Origin of the sequence: Cellulomonas sp. Root485 (assembly GCF_001426705.1) — a bacterium.
GTDB lineage: Bacteria > Actinomycetota > Actinomycetes > Actinomycetales > Cellulomonadaceae > Cellulomonas.
Map to the genome: position 1 here is coordinate 629,930 of NZ_LMFC01000001.1, position 19,565 is coordinate 649,494.

General features: G+C 72.8%; 15 protein-coding genes. 9 read left to right on the forward strand and 6 right to left on the reverse strand.

Annotated elements, in window-relative coordinates:
* Positions 1 to 72 precede the first annotated feature (72 nt).
* The gene (locus tag ASD16_RS03070; protein WP_055912651.1) at positions 73 to 1,419 is read right to left on the reverse strand and encodes a M20/M25/M40 family metallo-hydrolase; all 1,347 of its coding nucleotides are present in this window, start codon (positions 1,417 to 1,419) and stop codon (positions 73 to 75) included.
* Between the two features lie 29 nt (positions 1,420 to 1,448).
* Positions 1,449 to 2,876 carry an anaerobic C4-dicarboxylate transporter family protein gene (locus ASD16_RS03075; protein WP_055912654.1) on the reverse strand — a complete coding sequence of 476 codons (1,428 nt, stop codon included), beginning with the start codon at positions 2,874 to 2,876 and terminating at the stop codon, positions 1,449 to 1,451.
* A gap of 193 nt (positions 2,877 to 3,069) precedes the next feature.
* Here ASD16_RS03075 and ASD16_RS03080 point away from each other — a divergent pair, with 193 nt between their 5' ends.
* The 3 genes from ASD16_RS03080 to ASD16_RS03090 are packed head-to-tail and all read left to right on the forward strand — an operon-like array spanning position 3,070 to position 6,315.
* Complete coding sequence (locus ASD16_RS03080; RefSeq protein WP_055912657.1) at positions 3,070 to 5,682, forward strand: LuxR C-terminal-related transcriptional regulator; 2,613 nt, start codon at positions 3,070 to 3,072, stop codon at positions 5,680 to 5,682.
* Positions 5,683 to 5,741: 59 nt separating this feature from the next.
* Positions 5,742 to 5,927: an SHOCT domain-containing protein gene (locus ASD16_RS03085; protein WP_055912660.1), complete on the forward strand. Its 186-nt coding sequence runs from the start codon at positions 5,742 to 5,744 to the stop codon at positions 5,925 to 5,927.
* A complete protein-coding gene (locus ASD16_RS03090; protein ID WP_235523085.1) occupies positions 5,920 to 6,315 on the forward strand; it encodes a hypothetical protein in 396 nt (131 codons plus the stop codon). The genes ASD16_RS03085 and ASD16_RS03090 overlap by 8 nt, the downstream gene beginning before the upstream one ends.
* 18 nt (positions 6,316 to 6,333) lie before the next feature.
* On the opposite strand, the gene nhaA is transcribed toward ASD16_RS03090, so the two are convergent.
* Both nhaA and ppk2 read right to left on the reverse strand, forming a co-directional pair.
* Entirely contained in the window at positions 6,334 to 7,710 is a 1,377-nt protein-coding gene (gene nhaA / locus ASD16_RS03095) for a Na+/H+ antiporter NhaA (protein WP_055912666.1), read from the reverse strand.
* 64 nt (positions 7,711 to 7,774) lie between these two features.
* Positions 7,775 to 8,620 carry a polyphosphate kinase 2 gene (ppk2, locus tag ASD16_RS03100; RefSeq protein ID WP_055912669.1) on the reverse strand — a complete coding sequence of 282 codons (846 nt, stop codon included), beginning with the start codon at positions 8,618 to 8,620 and terminating at the stop codon, positions 7,775 to 7,777.
* Positions 8,621 to 8,719: 99 nt separating this feature from the next.
* Between ppk2 and ASD16_RS03105 the strand changes: the two genes are divergently transcribed.
* From ASD16_RS03105 to ASD16_RS03130, 6 genes are all read left to right on the forward strand, one after another.
* Positions 8,720 to 9,124, forward strand: a complete 405-nt coding sequence (locus ASD16_RS03105; protein ID WP_157453772.1) for a molybdopterin-binding protein — start codon at positions 8,720 to 8,722, stop codon at positions 9,122 to 9,124.
* A complete protein-coding gene (modA, locus tag ASD16_RS03110; RefSeq protein ID WP_055912675.1) occupies positions 9,121 to 9,891 on the forward strand; it encodes a molybdate ABC transporter substrate-binding protein in 771 nt (256 codons plus the stop codon). Before ASD16_RS03105 ends, modA begins: the two co-directional genes overlap by 4 nt.
* A complete protein-coding gene (locus tag ASD16_RS03115) occupies positions 9,888 to 10,691 on the forward strand; it encodes an ABC transporter permease (RefSeq protein ID WP_055912677.1) in 804 nt (267 codons plus the stop codon). Before modA ends, ASD16_RS03115 begins: the two co-directional genes overlap by 4 nt.
* Positions 10,688 to 11,740 carry an ABC transporter ATP-binding protein gene (locus tag ASD16_RS03120; protein WP_082570683.1) on the forward strand — a complete coding sequence of 351 codons (1,053 nt, stop codon included), beginning with the start codon at positions 10,688 to 10,690 and terminating at the stop codon, positions 11,738 to 11,740. Before ASD16_RS03115 ends, ASD16_RS03120 begins: the two co-directional genes overlap by 4 nt.
* A gap of 130 nt (positions 11,741 to 11,870) precedes the next feature.
* A complete protein-coding gene (locus ASD16_RS03125; RefSeq protein WP_055912683.1) occupies positions 11,871 to 13,232 on the forward strand; it encodes an MFS transporter in 1,362 nt (453 codons plus the stop codon).
* Positions 13,233 to 13,234: 2 nt separating this feature from the next.
* Complete coding sequence (locus tag ASD16_RS03130; RefSeq protein ID WP_055912686.1) at positions 13,235 to 17,353, forward strand: bifunctional nitrate reductase/sulfite reductase flavoprotein subunit alpha; 4,119 nt, start codon at positions 13,235 to 13,237, stop codon at positions 17,351 to 17,353.
* Between the two features lie 7 nt (positions 17,354 to 17,360).
* On the opposite strand, the gene ASD16_RS03135 is transcribed toward ASD16_RS03130, so the two are convergent.
* Both ASD16_RS03135 and ASD16_RS03140 read right to left on the reverse strand, forming a co-directional pair.
* Positions 17,361 to 18,887 (reverse strand): molybdopterin-dependent oxidoreductase, encoded by a 1,527-nt coding sequence (locus ASD16_RS03135; protein WP_055912689.1) that lies wholly within the window; start codon positions 18,885 to 18,887, stop codon positions 17,361 to 17,363.
* Between the two features lie 218 nt (positions 18,888 to 19,105).
* Entirely contained in the window at positions 19,106 to 19,552 is a 447-nt protein-coding gene (locus tag ASD16_RS03140) for an HIT family protein (RefSeq protein ID WP_055912691.1), read from the reverse strand.
* Between the last annotated feature and the right edge of the window lie 13 nt (positions 19,553 to 19,565).

The window sequence follows — 19,565 nt, forward strand, 5'->3', positions numbered from 1 at the left end:
AGGCGCATCGTGGCGCACCCATGTTCCGGGAGGGCTACGGACGGGTGATCACGACGTGACGAACAGCGCGCGTCAGGCCCGCTCGGCCAGCTTCACCAGGAGCAGCGACTGGGCCACGACGAGCTTCTCGATCTCGCTGGGGTCGACGCTCTCGTCGGAGGCGTGGATGCGGGACCCGGCGAGGTCCTCCGGCCCCCACAGGATGAACTCCGCGCGGGGGGAGACGGACGCGAGCGTGCGCAGCAGCGGGATGGAGCCGCCGCTCCCCGCCTCGGCCACCGGCCCGCCGAAGGCCTCCGTGAGCGCGGCGCGTGCCGCGACGTAGGCGGGACCGTCGGTCGCGCAGCTGAACGGCGGGGCGGTCTTCGTGCGCTGCACCTCGACGTGCGCACCCCACGGTGCGTGGCTCTCCAGGTGGGCGACGAGCGCGTCGAGCTCCTGCTCGGGGTCCGCCCCGGGCACGATCCGCATCGAGATCTTCGCCCTCGCCTGGGGGATCAGGACGTTCGACGACCCGGCGATGCTCGTCATGTCGAGCCCGATCGCGTTGATCGACGGCTGCGCCCACAGCCGTGAGCCGATGGTCCCCGTCCCGGTCAGGTCGACCCCGTCGAGCAGGTCGGCGTTGGAGCGGAAGTCCTCCGGCGTGAGGCCCTCGCCGTCCCAGGTGCCCGACGAGACGCCCGCGACCGCGACCGTGCCCGCGTCGTCGTGCAGGGTCGCCAGCAGACGCGCGAGCGCCATCATCGCGTCGGGCGCCGGCCCGCCGAAGACCCCGGAGTGCAGCGGGTGCTCGAGCGTGCTGACGGTCACGACGCAGGCGACGTCGCCCCGCAGCGCGGTGGTCAGGGCCGGCTCGCCGACGCGCAGGTTGCCCATGTCGCAGATGAGGAACACGTCGCAGTCGAACAGCTCCGGGTGGGCCAGCACGAAGGCCTCGAGGTTGCTCTCGGTCTCCTCCATCCCCTCGAGCACGAGCTTGACCGTGCACGGCGGCTGCCCGTCGAAGACCCGCAGCGTGCCGAGGTGGGCCACCAGCCCGCCCTTGTCGTCGGCGGCACCCCGACCGTGGATCCGTCCGTCGTCCTTGGGGGTGGCCGTCCAGGGATCGCTGGTCCAGCCCTGCTCGGGCGGCGCCGGCTGCACGTCGTAGTGCGCGTACAGCACGACCACCGGGGACCCCTCGGGGCCTGCGATCTCCCCGTAGACCGGCGGGTACCCGGTGGGGACGTCCATGAGCCGCGCGTCGGTGAAGCCGGCCTCCTGGAACAGCCGGAGCGTCTCGGTGCCCATCCGCACCACGGGCTCGGCCGGGTACCCGGGGAACGCGATCGACGGGATCGCGACGAGCGCGCCCAGGTCCTCGAGCAGCTGGGGCATGAGCGCGGACGCCCGGCTCGCGATCTCGTGCGGCTCCATCGTGTGCTCCGTCCGGTCGAGGTCGAGGGTCAGAAGAAGACGGCGCCGATGACCGCACCGACGACGATCGTCGTCACCGACAGCACGAGCATGGGGACGAAGAAGCTGTGGTCGAGCAGCTTGGTCCCCAGCTTCGTCGTGCCCGTCAGGTCGAAGTTCGCGGCGGCGATCTGGGTGCCGTTGGCCGGGAGCGTGTAGACGCCGCCCAGGGCTCCCGCCCACATCCCGGTCACGACCCCGGGAGCGAGCCCGGCCGCGAGCCCGATCGGCACGATCGTCCGCGTCGCGGTCGACTGGCTCGTGGTGAGCGCGGCGACCATGAAGACCGCCAGGGCGAACAGGAACGTCCAGCTCGTCACCCAGGCGCCGACCGTCTCGACGATGAACGTCTCGTGCGCGGCGATGAAGGTGGCCGTGAGCCATGCGATGCCGAAGAGGGCGATCGCGGAGATCATGCCCGCCTTGAACACGGACATCTCCGGGACCTCGCGCACGTCCGGCTTGCCGACGAAGAGGATCAGGACGCCCACGACGAACATCACCAGCACGATCGTGTTCGTCATGTCGAGGGCCACCGTCTCCTCGCCGACGGTGAACGACGGGCGCAGACCGGGGAACAGACCGAGCAGCACGATCGCGATGACCCCGCCGAAGAAGGCCAGCGCGGAGCGCCGTCCGGCCGGCGTGTACGTCAGCGCGGCGGAGGCCGGTGCGGCAGCCTCGCCGACCGGCACCGGGTTCGCGTCGTCGGAGGCGCCACCGCCCGCGGACGTGCGCGGCGCGCCCGCGGTGGCCAGGACAGCCGCGGGCGCCACCAGCTCACCCGAGGCGATCTTGGCCTGCACCTCCGGGTCGTCGTCGAGCTCCGCCCACATCCGGTTCACGACGAGCGACGTCACGATGATCCCGATCACGCACGCCGGCAGGGTGATCGCGAGGATCTGGGTCAGCCCCAGGTTGTACGGGGCGACGTCGGTCAGCGTCAGCATCGCGGCCATCGCGGCCGAGACCGGCGAGGCTGCCAGTGCGATCCCCGACTGCACCACCGTCACGGTCAGCGGTCGGGACGGGCGGATGTGGTTGCGGTAGGCGACGTCGTAGATCACCGGCATCAGCGGGTAGATGATGTTGCCGGTCCCGGCGCCCACGCAGAACGCGAACGCGGTCAGCGGCGCGATCAGGGTGATCTGCTTCGGACGGCTCTCGATCACCTTCGCCGCGACGAACACCATCCAGTCGATGCCGCCGGCAGCCTGCATCAGCGCCGCGGTGGTCACGACCGCCAGGATGATGGCCACCGCCGCGGCGGGCGGAGCGCCCGGAGCCTCACCGAACACGAACACCAGGACGAACGTGCCGAGGCCGCCCCACAGGCCGACGCCCACGCCACCCGCTCGGGTGCCCATGACGATGCACCCGAGCACCACCAGCGCCTCCAGGACGAAGCTGACGCTCATGGCGACTCCTCGGTGCTCGACCGTGGCACGCGGCGCGGCGTCGGTGCCTCTCGCAGCATCGCACCGGGAAGGGTGGGTGGTCCCCATCCTCGGCGGGGTGGTGAAAGCGCGTGGCGGTGCTGGTCCCGCGCCCGGTTGATCCGCAATGATCCTGGTCAGGGTGCTGTGCAACCGTCGATCCAGGAGGGGTCGCGTGACGCAGAACGGGCCGGGTGGCAGGACGTCCCACGGGTCGTCGTCGTTCTTCGCGTCGCGGCTGCGCGCACCCGCCAACCCGGTCCACTACCTGCGCCGGCCGCGACTCATCTCGCTCCTGGCGCAGACCGCGTCCGTCCCGATCACGGTGGTCGTGGCACCGGCCGGATCCGGCAAGACGTCGTTGCTCGTCGACTGGCGGTCGATCGCCGCGGTCCCGACGGCGTGGCTGTCGGTGGACGAGTCCGACCGGGACGGCGGCCAGTTCTGGTCGGCCGTGACGGCGGCCCTGGGCGAGCTGGTCGATCTCGGGAAGGTCCGCTCGTCCACCCGGCGGCCGGCCACGCGCCCGGACGTGGTGCCGGGGCTCGTCGCGCGGCTCGAGCGCAGTGAGCACCCGCCGTCCGCGGTGCTGGTCCTCGACGACATCCACCTGATCGACGCCGACGACGCCCTGGTCGAGTCCCTCGCGCACTTCCTCGCGGCCCTGCCGGACTGGCTGCACGTCGTCCTGCTCACGCGCCGCACCCCCAAGCTCCCCATCGACCGCCTGCGCGCCCGGGGGCAGCTGGTCGAGGTGCACTTCGCCGAGCTCCGGTTCTCGCCGGAGGAGTCCGAGGACCTGCTGGCCTGCCTGCACGCGTCGCTCGAGCACGACGAGGTCAGCGCGGCGGTCGACCGGGCGGGGGGCTGGGCCGCGGGCTTGCAGCTCACCGCCCTGGCGTCGCGCTCCGACAGTGCGCAGCCGGTCTCCCTTCCCCGGGTCGACGCCCGGGGCCTGCTGTTCGCCGACTACGTCTGGCGCGAGGTGCTCGCCGCGGAGCGGCCGGAGGTGGTCGACGTCCTCCTGGACACCTCCGTCGTCGTCCGGATGAACGGCCCGCTCGCCGCGGCCCTGTCCGGCCGCGCCGACGCGGGCGACCTGCTCGCCGACGCCGAGTCCCGCGGGCTGTTCATCACCCGGCTCGGCCCGTCCGGGTGGTTCGAGGTGCACGACGTGGTCCGGCAGGAGCTCGTCGCCGAGGTCGCGCGACGCTCGCCGGAGCGCGTCGCCGTCCTGCACGCGCGCGCCGCGAGCTGGTTCGAGGACGTCGGCGAGGTGACCAGCGCGCTCGAGCAGTGGCTCCTCGCCGGCCGGCCGCGCGAGGCGCTGCGGCTGCTCGCCGGGAAGGTCGGGGAGCTTTACGACTCCGGCCGGACCGCGACCATCGAGCGGACCATCGCGCAGATCCCGCTGAACGTGGCCTCGGGCGACCTCGACGCGATGATCGAGTTCGCGTGGTGCCACCTGCTCGTGGACAAGCGCCGGTTCCTCGCGGCCGTGGGCGCCGCGACGGCGAGCCGCGCACGGCACACCGCCGGGGGTCGGCCGCAGGGCGGGCGGCTCCTGATGCTGCAGTCGATCGCGGCGACGCTCACGGGTGACTGGCGCACGAGCGCCACGCTGGCCACCGACGCTCTCGCTCTGCTGGCCGACGACAGCCAGGTGGACCTGGTGGGCCGGTTCGGCTGGAACATGATCGCGCGCGAGGTGGCGCTGTCCGAGCGGTGGGAGGACGGTTCCGCGCAGGTGCAGGACGTCCGCCAGGAGCTGGGGTGGGACCCGGAGCGGCGCCTCGGCTTCGAGGGCACCCGGGCCGTCGGCGAGGCGCTCGCGGGCCGTCCGGTGGATGCGCTGCGGGTGGCCGCCGGGATCCGCGGCGTCGAGGCGGTGGCGTCGATGGCGATCCTCTGCGCGGAGGTGAGCCTGGCCGAGGCGGTCGCCCACCGCGAGCTCGGAGACCGTGCGCGCGCCGTCACCGAGCTCGTCTCCGTGGCCCCGCGCTGGCTCGAGCCGGTGGCCCACGCGGAGGCCTTCGCGATGTTGCAGCTGACCGAGCTGAGGCTCGACGAAGGGGACCTGGAGGCGGCGGACGCCTGCTTCGAGCGCGCGCACGCGTTCGTCCGCTCCGAGTTCGCCGGACCCGGCGGGCTGATGTGGCTGGCACGCACCGGGACGCTGGTCGCGCTCGCGGCCGACCGTCCGGTCGAGGCGCGCCGGTGGGCGGACCAGGTCGACGACCCCTTCTGGGGCGGTGCGTCGAGGGCGCGCGTGGAGCTCCACGAGGGTCGCCGTGCCGCGGCGGCGACGATCCTCGACCACGTCCGGCCACGGTGCCCGCGGCACGACGTGGTCCTCGACCTGCTCCGCGCGCGCGCGGCGGTGGACCACCAGGACGCGCTCGACCTCGTCGCGCGTGCCGTCGGCCGGGCGACCGGCGTCGGGCTCGTCCAGACGGTCGCCTCCGAGGGTGCGGAGGTCCTCGAGCTGGTCGAGGTGAACGCCTTCCTGGCGCCCACCGCCTGGCTCGACCGGGTCCGGCGGGCCGCGTCGCCGCTCGCCGCGGCCAGGATGGCGGACCCGAGCGTCCCCGGTGAGCACCTGACCGAGCGCGAGCTCGAGGTGCTCCGGATGCTGCCCAGCCGGCTCACACTCCCGGAGATCGCCGACGAGCTGTCCATCTCCGTGAACACGCTGAAGTTCCACCTCAAGGTCGTCTACCGCAAGCTCGCGGTCGGCTCGCGGGGCGAGGCGGCCGACCTCGCGCGCCAGGTCGCCTCACGGGGCTGAGCCGGCTCACCCCGCGCAGGGTGGTGTGCGACCACCCGGTGCGTCGCGACGATGCCCGCATGCCCCCCGCGAGCCAGGGCCCCGGTGAGGACCCGTTGATCGACTCGGCCGCACAGCTGGCCGAGCTGGCCGACCTGGTCGCGCGCGGGCTCGTGTCGCCGGAGGAGTTCGAGCTCCAGCGCAGAAAGGTCATCGGCGACGCCGAGACCTCACCACCGTTCCGGAAGGAAACCGATCGTGACTGAACAACGCAGTCCGCTGGCCGTCGGCATGACCGTCTTCGCGGCGACGATGCTGATCGTCATCGGCGTCCTGCACGCGCTCCAAGGGTTCGTGGCCGTCTTCAACGACACGTTCTACGTGGTCGGCGCCGAGTGGGTGTTCGAGTTCGACGTGACGACCTGGGGCTGGATCCACATCCTCATCGGCCTGCTGGTCGCCGTCGCCGGCTTCTTCGTGCTCAGCGGCGCCGTGTGGGCACGGATCGTCGGTGTGCTCGTCGCCAGCCTGAGCCTGGTCCTGAACTTCGTCTGGCTGCCGTACTACCCGTGGTGGGCCATCATCATCATCGCCCTCGACATCTTCGTGATCTGGGCGCTGACGCTGCACGGGCGGGACATCGTCGCGGAGTGAGCCGCTGTCGACGCGCCCTCACCCCGCCGGTGCCCGCCACGGCAGCGGCGGCAGGGGCGGGGGCGCGTCGCTGAGCGGGGAGCACAGGGGCAGCTTCTCGCCGAGCCACCGCAGCAGGACGGACCCGAGCACGGCAGCCGTGAGCGACCCGGCCAGGATGCCGATCTTCGCGTTCTCCAGCTGCTGGGCGTCGTCGAACGCGAGCTCGGCGATGAACAGCGAGATCGTGAACCCGATGCCGGCCAGCACGGCGCCGCCGAGCAGGTGCCCCCAGCGCACGCGGCCTGGCAGCTCCCCGAGACCCAGCCGCAGCGCCAGGGTGGCGGCGCCGGTGATGCCGATCGCGTTGCCGAGCACGAGCGCGACGGCGACCCCGATGGCCAGGCGGGACTGCCCGGCTGTCTGCAGGGACTCCAGGTCGAGCGTGATCCCCGCGTTCGCCAGGCCGAACAGGGGCACCACGACGAACGCGCTCCAGGGGTGCAGGAGGCGCTGCAGCCGGTCGTTCGTCGGGACCGCGGCGCGTGCGGCCAGCTCGGCCAGGTGCTCGCGCTCGGCCGTCGCGTCGTCGATGAGCTTGCGGCCGTAGCCCGCGACCTCCTCGATCGTCTCCCGTGACGCCGGCCGAGCCGGGACGAGCAGGCCGACGATCACCCCGGCGAGCGTCGCGTGCACGCCGGAGGCCTGCACGGCGAACCACAGGGCGATCCCCGCGACGACGTACGGGGCCAGCTGCCAGACGTTCAGCCACCGCAGCAGGATGATCCCGACGACGATCGCGGCCGCCAGGGCGAGCGCGGCCATGTCGACCTCGTCGGTGTAGAAGATCGACATCACGGTGATCGCGCCGATGTCGTCGACGATCGCGAGCGTCAGCAGGAACAGGCGCAGGCGGTCCGGGCACTTGGGGCCGAACAGCGCGAGGATCCCCACGAGGAACGCGGTGTCCGTCGACATCACGACACCCCACCCGTGCGCGGCGTCGGTCCCCCCGTTGAACGCCAGGAAGATCAGGACGGGGACCAGCAGGCCGCCGATCGCCCCGAGCGCGGGCACCGCGACGGTCCGCTTGTCCCGCAGGTCTCCCGTGGTGGCCTCGCGGCTGATCTCGAGTCCGACCACCGCGAAGAAGATCGCCATCGCGGCGTCGTTGACCCAGTGGTGCAGGTCGAGGTCGACGCCCCACGTCCCGATGTGGAAGCCCGCCGTGGTGTGCCAGAGCGCCTCGTAGGAGCCGGCGAACGGGGAGTTGACCCAGACCAGCGCCACCACCGTGGCGGCCAGCAGGTAGACGGCGCTGCCGGCCTCGTTGGTGAGGAAGTCCTTGACCGACGGTTGCAGGCCGGGCAGCGAGACGCGCAGGTTCGGCCCCGGGCTGGTGGAGGTCGCCGACATGCCGCTCAAGGTCGCAGGTGATCGAGCGGGACGCAACGCCAGTTCACTGACGGCACAGCGGTCGTCAGAGGTGCTTCTCCGGGTCACCCATCAGCGCGGCGACGTGGTCGGGGACGTACGTCGAGAGCTCGCGCGGCGGGCGCTTGTACCCGTTCGAGGCGGCGGGCCGGTCGGGCAGCACCACCTTCTCGTGCGGCACCTCGGTGTACGGGATGGTCGAGAGCAGGTGGCTGATCATGTTGAGCCGCGCGTGCTTCTTGATGTCCGACTCGACGATGAACCACGGGCTCACGGGGACGTCGGTGTGCACGAGCATCTCGTCCTTCGCCTTGGAGTACTCCTCCCAGCGGCTCAGGGACGCGGTGTCCATCGGGCTCAGCTTCCACTGCCGCACCGGGTCGTTCAGGCGGGAGCGGAACCGCTTGAGCTGCTCGCTGTCGGAGACCGAGAACCAGTACTTGCGCAGCAGGATGCCGTCCTCGATGAGCATCTGCTCGAAGATCGGCGTCTGCCGCATGAACCGGCTGTACTCCTGCGGCGTGCAGAAGCCCATGACGTGCTCGACCCCGGCGCGGTTGTACCAGGAGCGGTCGAACAGGACGACCTCGCCGGCGGCGGGCAGGTGCGCGACGTAGCGCTGGTAGTACCACTGGGTCTTCTCGCGCTCGGTCGGCGTCGGGAGGGCGGCGATGCGCACGACGCGCGGGCTCAGGTACTCCGAGATCCGCTTGATGGTGCCGCCCTTGCCGGCCGCGTCGCGCCCCTCGAAGAGGACGACCACCCGGGCTCCCGTGGCCTTCGCCCACAGCTGGACCTTGACCAGCTCGGCCTGGAGGCGGAACAGCTCCGCCTCGTAGACCGCGTTCGGGATCTTGTCCTTGTTCTTCTTCTTGCCGGACTTCTTCGCCATGTCCGGACGCTACCGCCCGGACCGGACCGGCGCGCGACGTCCGTATCCGCGGATCGGATGGCTTCTTTCAGCCGCATCTGCGGCACTATCATCGCCCAGGTGACGACCTATCGGATCAGCGAGGCAGCCGAGCTGCTGGGCGTGAGCGACGACACGGTGCGCCGCTGGGTGGACTCCGGCGTGCTGACCGCGTCCGACGACGACGCGGGGCGCAGCGTGATCGCGGGGACCGACCTGGCGGCGCTGGCCGTCGAGCGCGCGAAGACGCCCGACGACCCCGCGGCGGGCTCCAGCTCCGCGCGCAACCGGCTGCCCGGCCTCGTGACCCGGATCGTGTCCGACACCGTGATGTCGCAGGTCGAGCTGCAGGCGGGTCCGTTCCGCCTGGTCTCGCTCATGTCCACCGAGGCGGTGCGGGAGCTCGGGCTCGAGGTCGGCTCCCGCGCGGTCGCCGTCGTCAAGGCCACCACGGTGCTCGTCGAGACGCCGCGGGCGGTGCGATGAGGGCCGGCCGCGCGCTCGTCGCGGGGACCGCCGTCCTGCTCGCCCTCGCCGGCTGCTCGTCGGCGGCACCGGCCGCCGAGCCGCCCACAGGCCTCACGGGTGAGCTCACCGTGTTCGCCGCCGCCTCGCTGCAGGGCGCGTTCGACGCCATCGCCACCGAGCTCGCCGAGCAGAACCCCGGCGTCACCGTGCGCCCCATCACCTACGACGGCTCGTCCACCCTGGCGACACAGCTGGTCGACGGGGCGACCGCGGACGTGTTCGCGTCCGCCGACATCGCGACCATGGCCACGGTGACGGACGCGGGGCTGGCGGACGGCACCGCGACGGTGTTCGCCACCAACTCCCTCGAGATCGTCGTCGCGCCGGGCAACCCGCTGGGGATCGGCTCGCTGGCAGATCTCGCGGCGCTGTCGACGTCGGGCGGCAAGGTCGTGCTCTGCGCGGCGCAGGTGCCGTGCGGGTCGGCCGCGCACCGCGTGCTCGACGGGCTCACGCTCACCCCGGTCAGCGAGGAGCAGAACGTCAAGGCGGTGTTGACCAAGGTGCAGACCGGCGACGCCGACGCGGGGCTGGTGTACCGGACGGACGTGCTCGCGGCGGGCACCACGGTCGAGGGCGTGGAGCTCCCCGAGGTGGCCTCGGCCGTCAACGAGTACCCGGTGGTCGTGCTCGAGGACGGTGAGGTCGCGCGGGCGTTCGTCGACCTGGTGCTCTCCGCCGACGGACAGCGGATCCTGGGTGACCTGGGGTTCACCGCGCCGTGAGGGCGAGCGGCGGTGGTGTCCCGCGCCTCCTGTGGCCTCCCGCAGCGCTCGCGGCCGGGCTCCTCGTCCTGCCGATCGTCGCGCTCGTGGTCCGCGCGGACTGGTCGACGTTGCCCGCGGACATCACGACACCCGCCGCGCTGGATGCGCTGTGGCTCTCGCTGTCGACCTCGGTCGTCGCGACGGGTGTGTGCCTGCTGCTCGGGGTACCGCTCGCCGTCGTGCTCGCGCGCGCCCACGGCTGGCCTGCCGACGTGCTGCGTGCGCTGGTCACCCTGCCCCTGGTGCTGCCCCCGACCGTCGGCGGCATCGCCCTGCTCTACCTGCTGGGCCGGCGCGGCCTGGTCGGTGAGTCGCTCGACGCCTGGTTCGGGATCACCATCCCGTTCACCACGGCGGCCGTCGTCATCGCGCAGGCGTTCGTCGCGATGCCGTTCCTCGTGCTGAGCGTCGAGGGATCGCTGCGCACGGCGGGCACGCGGTTCGACGTCGTCGCGGCAAGCCTCGGCGCCGGACGCTGGACCGTCCTGCGGAGGATCACCCTGCCGCTCGTGATGCCGGGACTGATCAGCGGGACAGTCCTGTGCTTCGCGCGGGCGCTGGGGGAGTTCGGCGCGACCGCCCTGTTCGCCGGCAACTCCCCGGGCGTCACGCAGACCATGCCGCTGGCCATCTACTCGGCGTTCAACGGTGCGGGGGTGACCCAGGGGACCGCGGTCGCCCTCTCGCTGCTGCTCGTGGTCGCCGCGGTCGCCGTGCTGCTCGCCGCGCGGGCGTGGCGACCGGGACGTGCCGCATGACGTCGCTGCACGCGGAGGTCGTCGTCCGCCGGCCGGGGTTCACGCTGGACGTGACCTTCGCGGCGCACCCCGGCGAGATCGTCGCGATCCTCGGGCCCAACGGTGCCGGCAAGTCCACGCTGCTCGCCGTGCTCGCCGGGCACCTCGTGCCGTCCTACGGCGTGGTCCGGGTGGGGGAGCGGACCCTGACCGCCGTCCGGGGCGACCGGGTGGAGACCGCGGTCCGCCCCGAGCGGCGCTCGGTCGGCCTGCTCGGGCAGGACCCGCTGGTGTTCCCGCACCTGAGCGCCCGGGAGAACGTGGCGTTCGGCCCGCGCGCGGCCGGGGTGCCCGCGGCGCAGGCGCGACGGGCCGCTGACGAGTGGCTGACCTCCGTGGGCCTGGACGGTCTCACCGAGCGCAGTCCCGGTGCGCTGTCCGGCGGGCAGCGGCAGCGGGTCGCGCTCGCCCGGGCGCTCGCGGCCGAGCCCACCGTCCTCCTCCTCGACGAGCCGTTCGCGCAGCTGGACGTCCGCACCGCGGCCGGGCTGCGCGACGTGGTCCGGGACCAGGTCCGCCGGACGCGCACCGCCACCGTGCTCGTCACGCACGACGTGCTCGACGCCGTGACCCTCGCGGACCGGGTGGTCGTGCTGCACGAGGGGCAGGTCGTCGAGCAGGGGCGCCCGCTCGACGTGCTCACCGACCCGGTCCACCCGTTCACAGCCGCGCTGGCGGGCGTCAACCTCGTCGTCGGCCGGCTCGTGGCCCAGCCCGACGGCAGCACTGCTCTGGAGGGGCCCGGCGGCGTCCTGGTCCCGTGCGGCGCCCGCGAACCGGGTGGGCGGGCACAGGTGACGTTCCCGCCAGGGGCGGTCGTGGTCGGCGACGGCTGGCCGGCACGGGTCGTGGACCTCGAGCCCGGGACCACGGGCGTGCGCGTCCGGACCAGCGGGGACGTGCTCGTCGACCTCCCGCCCGCGCAGGCTGCGGCCCTCGCCCTGCACGCGGGCGCCGAGCTCCGGCTGAGCGTGGCCGCCGAGCACGTCCGGGTGCGTCCGCTCGGCTGATCTCACAGGGTCGCGACGGACCCCGTGCGCGAAATGAACCGTGCGCGCAACCGTTCCGACAGGTCGGCCGAAACATCCGCTCCTTAGCGTCGGCGTCGACCGAGCCCCCCTTGTCCACCCGGAGGTCCCCATGGCGCCACAGGTCATCACCGACGCCAGCACTGCCCCCGTACTCGACGCCGCGCCGCTCACCCACCGCCCCGGACGCTGGATCGACGGCTGGAACCCGGAGGACGGCGGCCAGTGGGCCTCCGTCGGCCGGGTGATCGCCCGCCGGAACCTGGGCCTGTCGATCTTCGCCGAGTTCCTCGGGTTCGCCGTCTGGGCGCTCTGGAGCATCGTCGTCCCGCGGCTGCCCGACGCAGGGTTCGTCCTGACCGTCGACCAGATGTTCTGGCTGATCGCGCTGCCCACGCTCGTCGGTGCCACGCTGCGGATCCCGTACACGTTCGCGGTGCCGATCTTCGGTGGCCGCAACTGGACCATCGTGTCCGCCCTCCTGCTCCTCGTCCCGACCGTCGCGCTGGGCGTGGCCGTGCAGAACCCCGAGCTGGGCTTCCCGGTCCTGCTCGTGGTCGCCGCGCTCGCGGGCGTCGGCGGCGGCAACTTCGCCTCGTCGATGGCGAACATCTCGTTCTTCTACCCCGAGAAGGAGAAGGGCCGCGCGCTCGGCCTCAACGCGGCGGGTGGCAACCTCGGCACCGCCGCGGTGCAGTGGGCGGTGCCGATCGTCGTCGTCATCGGCGCCGGCATGCAGCTCCAGTGGGCCGGCTTCATGTTCGTCCCGCTCGTCCTCATCGCGGCGGTCCTGGCGTTCCGCTACATGGACAACCTGTCGAACGCGAAGGCGGACCCGCGGGCCTACGGCGTCGCCGCCCGGTCCCGGAACACCTGGATCATCTCGTTCATCTACATCGGCACCTTCGGTTCGTTCATCGGGTTCTCCGGGGCATTCCCGCTGCTGCTGTCGAAGACGTTCCCCGAGGTCACCATCACGATCGCGTTCGCCGGTGCGCTCGTCGGCTCCATCGCCCGACCGTTCGGCGGGACGCTCGCGGACAAGCTGGGTGGCGCCCGCGTCACCATCGGGGCGTTCACGGTCATGGCGATCGGCGTCGTCTGCGCGATCTTCTCCCTGCGCGCCCACGCGTTCGGGCCGTTCCTCGCCTCGTTCCTCGTGCTCTTCATCGCCACCGGCGCGGGCAACGGCTCGGTCTACCGGATGATCCCCGCGGTCTTCCGGTTCGGGGCCACGGACGCCGAGGACAGCGCCCGGCGCGCGAAGGCCGCGGCCGGCTGCCTCGGCATCGCCGGGGCGATCGGGGCGTTCGGCGGCTTCCTCATCCCGCGCGGGTTCGCCATCTCCACGACGGCGACGGGCAACATCCAGGCCGCGCTCTGGGTGATCGTGGGCCTGTACCTGGTCATGAGCCTGACCACGTGGGCCGTGTACCAGCGTCGCAGCGGCACCTACGGCTCGACGGTCATCTGATCTTGACCACCACCACGCCCGCCCCGCAGGGGAGCACCACGTCCGTCGAGCAGGTGGCGACGGTGTGCTCCTACTGCGGGGTGGGCTGCGGGATCGTCCTCGACGTCGCGTGCGACGACGAGGGCCGCCGGGTCGCGCGCGGCGCCCGCGGAGACAAGTCGCACCCGGCGAACGCCGGCCGGCTGTGCACCAAGGGTGCGACGAGCGCGGACATGCTGGCGGCGGGTGGCCGGGCGACGCACGCGCTCGTGCGCGCCGAGCGCGGCGCCGAGCCGGTGCGGGCGGACCTCGACGAGACGATCGAGCTCGTCGCCCGGCGCCTGCGCGAGGTGGTCGACACGCACGGACCCGACGCGTTCGCGCTCTACGTCTCCGGCCAGATGAGCCTGGAGGCCCAGTACCTCGCCAACAAGCTCGCCAAGGGCTACGTGCGCACGCAGTGGATCGAGTCGAACTCGCGGCTGTGCATGGCCAGCGCGGGGACGGGTTACAAGCTCTCCCTCGGCGCGGACGGGCCGCCCGGGTCCTACGACGACCTCGACCACGCGGACGTGTTCCTCGTCATCGGGGCGAACATGGCCGACTGCCACCCGATCCTGTTCCTGCGCATGCTCGACCGGGTCAAGGCCGGCGCCAAGCTCATCGTCGTCGACCCTCGTCGCACGGCCACGGCCGACAAGGCCGACCTGTTCCTCCAGGTCGCGCCCGGCACGGACATCGCGCTGCTCAACGGGCTGCTGCGGCTGATCGTCGAGGCGGGCGGGCTCGACGACGAGTTCGTGGCCGAGCACACCGAGGGGTGGGACGACCTCCAGGCCATGCTCGGGGACTACCCGGCCGACGAGGTCGCACGACTCACCGGCATCGCCGAGACCGACCTGCGCACGGCCGCCGCCATGCTCGCGGGGGCGAAGAACTGGGTGTCCTGCTGGACGATGGGGCTCAACCAGTCGACGCACGGCACCTGGAACACGAACGCCCTGGTCAACCTGCACCTGGCGACCGGCGCGATCTGCCGCACCGGCTCCGGCCCGTTCTCGCTGACCGGTCAGCCCAACGCGATGGGCGGCCGGGAGATGGGCTACATGGGCCCCGGCCTGCCGGGGCAGCGCACGGTCCTCGGCGCCGACGACCGCGCGTTCGTCGAGGACGTGTGGGACCTCGCCCCGGGCACGCTGCGCGCCGACTTCACCGGCCGCGGCACCGTCGACATGTTCGAGCGCATGGCGGCGGGCGAGATCAAGGCGTGCTGGGTCGTCTGCACCAACCCGGTGGCATCGGTGGGGAACCGGCGCACCGTGATCGAGGGGCTCGAGCGGGCGGAGCTCGTCGTGACGCAGGACGCGTTCGCGGAGACCGAGACCAACGCGTACGCCGACGTCGTGCTGCCGGGCGCGCTCTGGTCGGAGTCCGACGGCGTGATGATCAACTCCGAGCGCAACCTCACGCTCGCCCGTGCCGCTCTCCGGCCGCCGGGCGACGCGCTCCCGGACTGGCTGCTCATCGCGCGGGTCGCGACGGCCATGGGGTACGACGGCTTCGACTACGCCTCGTCCGAGGAGGTGTTCGACGAGCTGCGCGCGTTCGCGAACCCCCGCACGGGCTACGACCTGCGCGGCGTGACGTACGACCGGCTGCGCTCGGGTTCCGTGCAGTGGCCGGCCGCCCCCGACGGGCCGCGCCGCAACCCTGTCCGCTACGTCAACGACGGCGTGAGCCAGGAGCTGCTCGAGCGCCCGGACGGCACGCGTCCGCGGTTGGCGTTCCCGACGCCGTCGGGTCGGGCCCGGTTCCACGCCCGCCCCCACCTGCCCGCCGCCGAGCTCCCCGACGACGACTTCCCGTTCGTGCTTAACACCGGCCGCGTGCAGCACCAGTGGCACACGATGACCAAGACGGGCAAGGTCGCCAAGCTGAACAAGCTGGCGCCGGGACCGTTCGTCGAGATGCACCCGTCCGACGCGAGGGCGCTCGGCCTGGTCGACGGCGCGTCCGTGGAGGTCGCGTCCCGGCGCGGTCGTGCCGTGCTGCCCGTGACGATCACCGACCGCGTTCTCCCCGGTGCGCTCTTCGCGCCCTTCCACTGGAACGACCTGTTCGGCGAGTACCTGGCCGTGAACGCCGTCACCAACGACGCGGTCGACCCGATCTCGTTCCAGCCCGAGTTCAAGGTGTGCGCGGTGGCGCTCACCCCGGTCGCGTCGTCCGTGGATCCGGTGCCCACCGTCGTGCCCGACGGCCTCTCGCCGGGCGCGGTGGCGATCCGCGCCCTGGGGGCGACGCTCGGGCTCGACGCGCTCGAGCCGCCTCGTCTGGGCGACCGCGAACGTCGCTACCTCGCGGGGTTCCTCGCAGGGCTCGGCGGGGGCGAGCCGGGCACCCCGGTGCTTCCGCCGAACGCACCGCTCGACGCCGACGACGCCCTCTGGGTCGACGGCCTCCTGGCGGGCCTGTTCTCGCGCACCCCGGAGCCTGACCACGGCCGCCGGAGCGCCCCCTCGCGCGAGGTCGCGGTGCGTCAGGTGGTCGTGCTCTGGGCGTCCCAGACGGGTTCGGCTGAGGACCTGGCGACCGCAGCGGCCCAGCGATTGACGGGTGCCGGGCTAGCGCCGCGCATCGTCGCGATGGACGACTGCCTCCCGGCGGACCTGCCGACGGGCGCCGACCTCGTCGTCGTGACGAGCACGTTCTCCGACGGCGACGCCCCCGACAACGGCACCGCGTTCTGGGAGTCGGTGGCCGCCGCCGACGCACGCCGGCTCGACGGGTCGCGGTTCGCGGTGCTCGCGCTGGGTGACTCGAGCTACGACCGGTTCTGCGGGCACGGGCGCCGGCTCGACCACCGCCTGGAGGAGCTCGGGGCGACGCGACTCGTGGAGCGGGTCGACTGCGAGCCGGGGGAGGACGGCCGGGCGCACGCGTGGATCGAGGCGGTGGCGTCGGCTCTCACGGGGACTTCGCAGGAGCCGGACACTGTTGCCGTCTCGGACGAACCCGCCCACGCCACACGGCAGCACCCCGGCGTCGCGAAGATCATCGGGAACCGCCTGCTGTCCCTGCCGGGTTCCGGCAAGGAGGTGCGCGAGATCCTGCTGGACGTCACCGACAGCCCGCGCGAGGTCGCCTACCGCGCGGGCGACGCGATCGCCGTGCGTCCGTCGAACTCGCCGGAGCTCGTCGCCGAGTGGCTCGCCGTCACCGGGTGGGACCCGGACCAGCGGGTCGACGTCGACGGGCACCCGCACCCGCTGCGCGCCGCGCTGACCACCGAGCTCGACATCAGCCGCATCTCGACCGACCTGCTCACACTCGTCGCGGAACGATCCGGCAGCGCCGAGCTGCGTCACCTCCTGCGACCCGGCAACAGCAGCGACCTCGCGCGCTGGACCTGGTGCCGGCAGGCGGTCGACGTGGTCGCCGAGCTGACCCCCGACCTGCCCGCCGCGGACCTCGTCGGGGTGCTGCGCCGCCTGGCGCCGCGGCAGTACTCGATCTCGTCGAGCTCGCGCGTCACGCCGGACGTGGTCGCCCTGACGATGTCCGTCGTCCGGTACACGTCGCCGTCGGGCGCGCGGCGGGGCGGGGTGTGCTCGACGTTCCTCGCGGACGCGCCCCTCGGCACGCTCGTGCCCGTGCACGTGCAGCCCACGTCGCACTTCCGCCCGCCGGCCCCCGACGTGCCCGCGATCATGGTCGGCCCCGGAACAGGTGTCGCGCCGTTCGTCGGGTTCCTCGCCGACCGTGCCGCGGCGGGGCACACCGGACGCAACTGGCTGTTCTTCGGCGAGCAGCACCAGGCCACCGACTTCTACTACCGCGACGAGCTGTCCCGGCTGCTGTCGGAGGGCACGCTCGACCGCCTCGCCACGGCGTTCTCGCGGGACCAGCGGACCAAGATCTACGTGCAGGACCGGATGCGCGAGCACGGCGCCCGGCTGTGGGAGTGGCTCGAGCTGGGGGCGTCGTTCTTCGTGTGCGGTGACGCCTCGCGCATGGCGAAGGACGTCGACGCCGCGCTGCGGGAGATCGTCGCGACGCACGGCAGGCTCAGCGCCGCTGCCGCCGACTCCTACGTCAAGGACCTCGTCGCGAAGCGCCGGTACGTGCGCGACGTCTACTGACGCGCGATCAGGTGACCTTCACGCGGACGGTGTCGTAGCCCGTGGCGCCGTCCGGGATGACGCCGGCCATGGCGCCCGTCTGGTACCCCTGCGGGTCGGACGCGCGGACGTAGAGCTGGTACTCGCCCGGCTCGGCGTCCCAGGTCCACGTCCACTGGCGCCAGGAGTCGATGCCGCCGTCGTCGGCGAGCGTGGCGTCGCTCCAGGGGCCCTGCTCCACGCGCACCTGCACCGCGGTGACGCCGCGGTGCTGCGCCCAGGCGGTCCCCGCCACGACGACCGGCCCGGCGGGGACGGACGTGCCGGGCCTCGGCACCTCGATGCGTGACTGCGTCTTGATCGGTCCGTCCGGCGACCAGCCGCGGTCGGTCCAGTACGCGGTCTCGTCGGCGAACCGGGTCAGCTTCAGCTCGGTCACCCACTTCGTCGCGGACACGTACCCGTAGAGGCCCGGCACGACCATCCGCACGGGGAAGCCGTGCTCGACAGGCAGCGGTTCACCGTCCATCGCGATGGCCAGGAGCGCGTCGCGACCGTCCGTCAGGGCGGCCAGGGGCGACGACGCGGTGAACCCGTCGACGCTGCGCGAGAGCACCATGTCGGCGTCGCCCGTGGGTCGAGCCCGGGCGAGCAGGTCCGCGATGGGCATGCCCAGCCACTTCTGGTTCCCGATGAGGTCACCGCCGACGGGGTTGGACACGCACGCCAGCGTCACCCAGGCCTCGACCAGGTCGGACGCCAGCAGCTCGTCCCAGGTGAGGGTGACCTCCTCCTCCACCATGCCGTGCACGCGCAGGCTCCAGGTGCTCGGGTCCACCTGCGGGACCACCAGGGCGGTGTCGATGCGGTAGAACTCGCCGGCGGGCGTCTGCCACGGCCCGACGCCGTCGACGCCGATGTCGACCCCTGCGGGCACGGGTGCCGCCGTCGTGGCGGCACGGGGGATCCTGACCGCGGACCGCGCCGACTGTGCGCCGCGGGCACCCGCACCGATGGCACGGCCCAGCACCACGCCGACCACGCCGAGCGCTCCCGCAGCGGCTGTGGCCTGCAGGAACGCCCGCCGCTGGACGCCCTCGGGACGCGGCCGCGCGGGCGCCCCGGGCAGGCGACGGACCAGCTCCCGGAGGGTCAGCAGACCCGCGATCGCGCCGACCACGGCCGGCAGGGCGGCGAGCGTGCCCGCGTCCGGTCGACCCATCGCCGCCAGCCCCGCGACGGCCCCCAGCACGACGACGAGCGTGGCGCCCCACGCCCAGCGCCGTGCCGCGAGCACCCCGGCCAGCGCGGCGAGCGCGAGCAGCACGACGACCTCGCCGATCCCGAGGACGACCTTGTCCGCGGTGCCGAACGTCGAGGCGGCGAAGTCCTTGAGCCAGGCCGGGGTCGCATCGACGAACGCGGACCCGACGGCGACGAGCGGGTCGGTGCTCGGCCCGGTGAGCAGCGCGACGAGCGACCCGACGCCGAGCGTCACGGCGCCCGCGGCGAGCCCCGCCAGCGCGGCGAGCCCGGTGTCCCGGCGTGTTGACATCTGCTGCGTCCTCCTTGGTGGGCGGCCAGCCCCGACTCTGCCCTGACGCACGACGGATGTCGTCACCCATCTTCCGCGCCGACCCTGTGTATCTGACATCACAACGTCCGAGCATCCGGCCGCGATACCGCGCACTTCCTGGGACGTCGCCGGGGTAGATGCACGACGTCCGCACATTCGGTCGCCAGGACGCTCGGATGCGCGGACGTCCGGGAGGGTCAGAGGGCGGGGGAGCTCAGCGTCGCCGGGACGTGGGCACCGTGGCCCTGGTCGCGCAGCGTGGTGCGGATCCGCTCGGCGGCGGCGTCCAGCTCCGCGGCGGGCACGTCGGTGCGGGCGTTGCGGAACGACAGCTCCGCCTCGCCCCACGCGGGCAGCACGTGCAGGTGCAGGTGGTCGACCTCGAACCCGGCGATCAGGAGCGCGGCGCGCGGTGCGGACCAGGCGTGCTGCTGCGCCTGACCGATCGTCTTCGCGACGAGCATCAGGTGCGTGAGCACGTCGTCGGGCGCCTCGGTGAGCTGCACGATCTCGGCGCGGGGGACCACGAGCATGTGGCCCTCAGTGATCGGGGCGATGGTGCCGACGACGACCGCGACGTCGTCGGCCCACACGAACCGGCCGGGGATGTCCCCGGCGATGATCTGGGTGAACAGGGTGCTCATGACGCCACGCTAG

Excerpts from the sequence above, each read along its gene's own strand:
- ASD16_RS03070 (WP_055912651.1), bottom strand. The coding sequence starts at position 1,419 with ATGGAGCCGCACGAGATCGCGAGCCGGGCGTCCGCGCTCATGCCCCAG.
- ASD16_RS03075 (WP_055912654.1), bottom strand. The coding sequence starts at position 2,876 with ATGAGCGTCAGCTTCGTCCTGGAGGCGCTGGTGGTGCTCGGGTGCATC.
- ASD16_RS03085 (WP_055912660.1), top strand. The coding sequence starts at position 5,742 with ATGCCCCCCGCGAGCCAGGGCCCCGGTGAGGACCCGTTGATCGACTCG.
- nhaA (WP_055912666.1), bottom strand. The coding sequence starts at position 7,710 with ATGTCGGCGACCTCCACCAGCCCGGGGCCGAACCTGCGCGTCTCGCTG.
- ppk2 (WP_055912669.1), bottom strand. The coding sequence starts at position 8,620 with ATGGCGAAGAAGTCCGGCAAGAAGAAGAACAAGGACAAGATCCCGAAC.
- modA (WP_055912675.1), top strand. The coding sequence starts at position 9,121 with ATGAGGGCCGGCCGCGCGCTCGTCGCGGGGACCGCCGTCCTGCTCGCC.
- ASD16_RS03120 (WP_082570683.1), top strand. The coding sequence starts at position 10,688 with ATGACGTCGCTGCACGCGGAGGTCGTCGTCCGCCGGCCGGGGTTCACG.
- ASD16_RS03125 (WP_055912683.1), top strand. The coding sequence starts at position 11,871 with ATGGCGCCACAGGTCATCACCGACGCCAGCACTGCCCCCGTACTCGAC.
- ASD16_RS03135 (WP_055912689.1), bottom strand. The coding sequence starts at position 18,887 with ATGTCAACACGCCGGGACACCGGGCTCGCCGCGCTGGCGGGGCTCGCC.
- ASD16_RS03140 (WP_055912691.1), bottom strand. The coding sequence starts at position 19,552 with ATGAGCACCCTGTTCACCCAGATCATCGCCGGGGACATCCCCGGCCGG.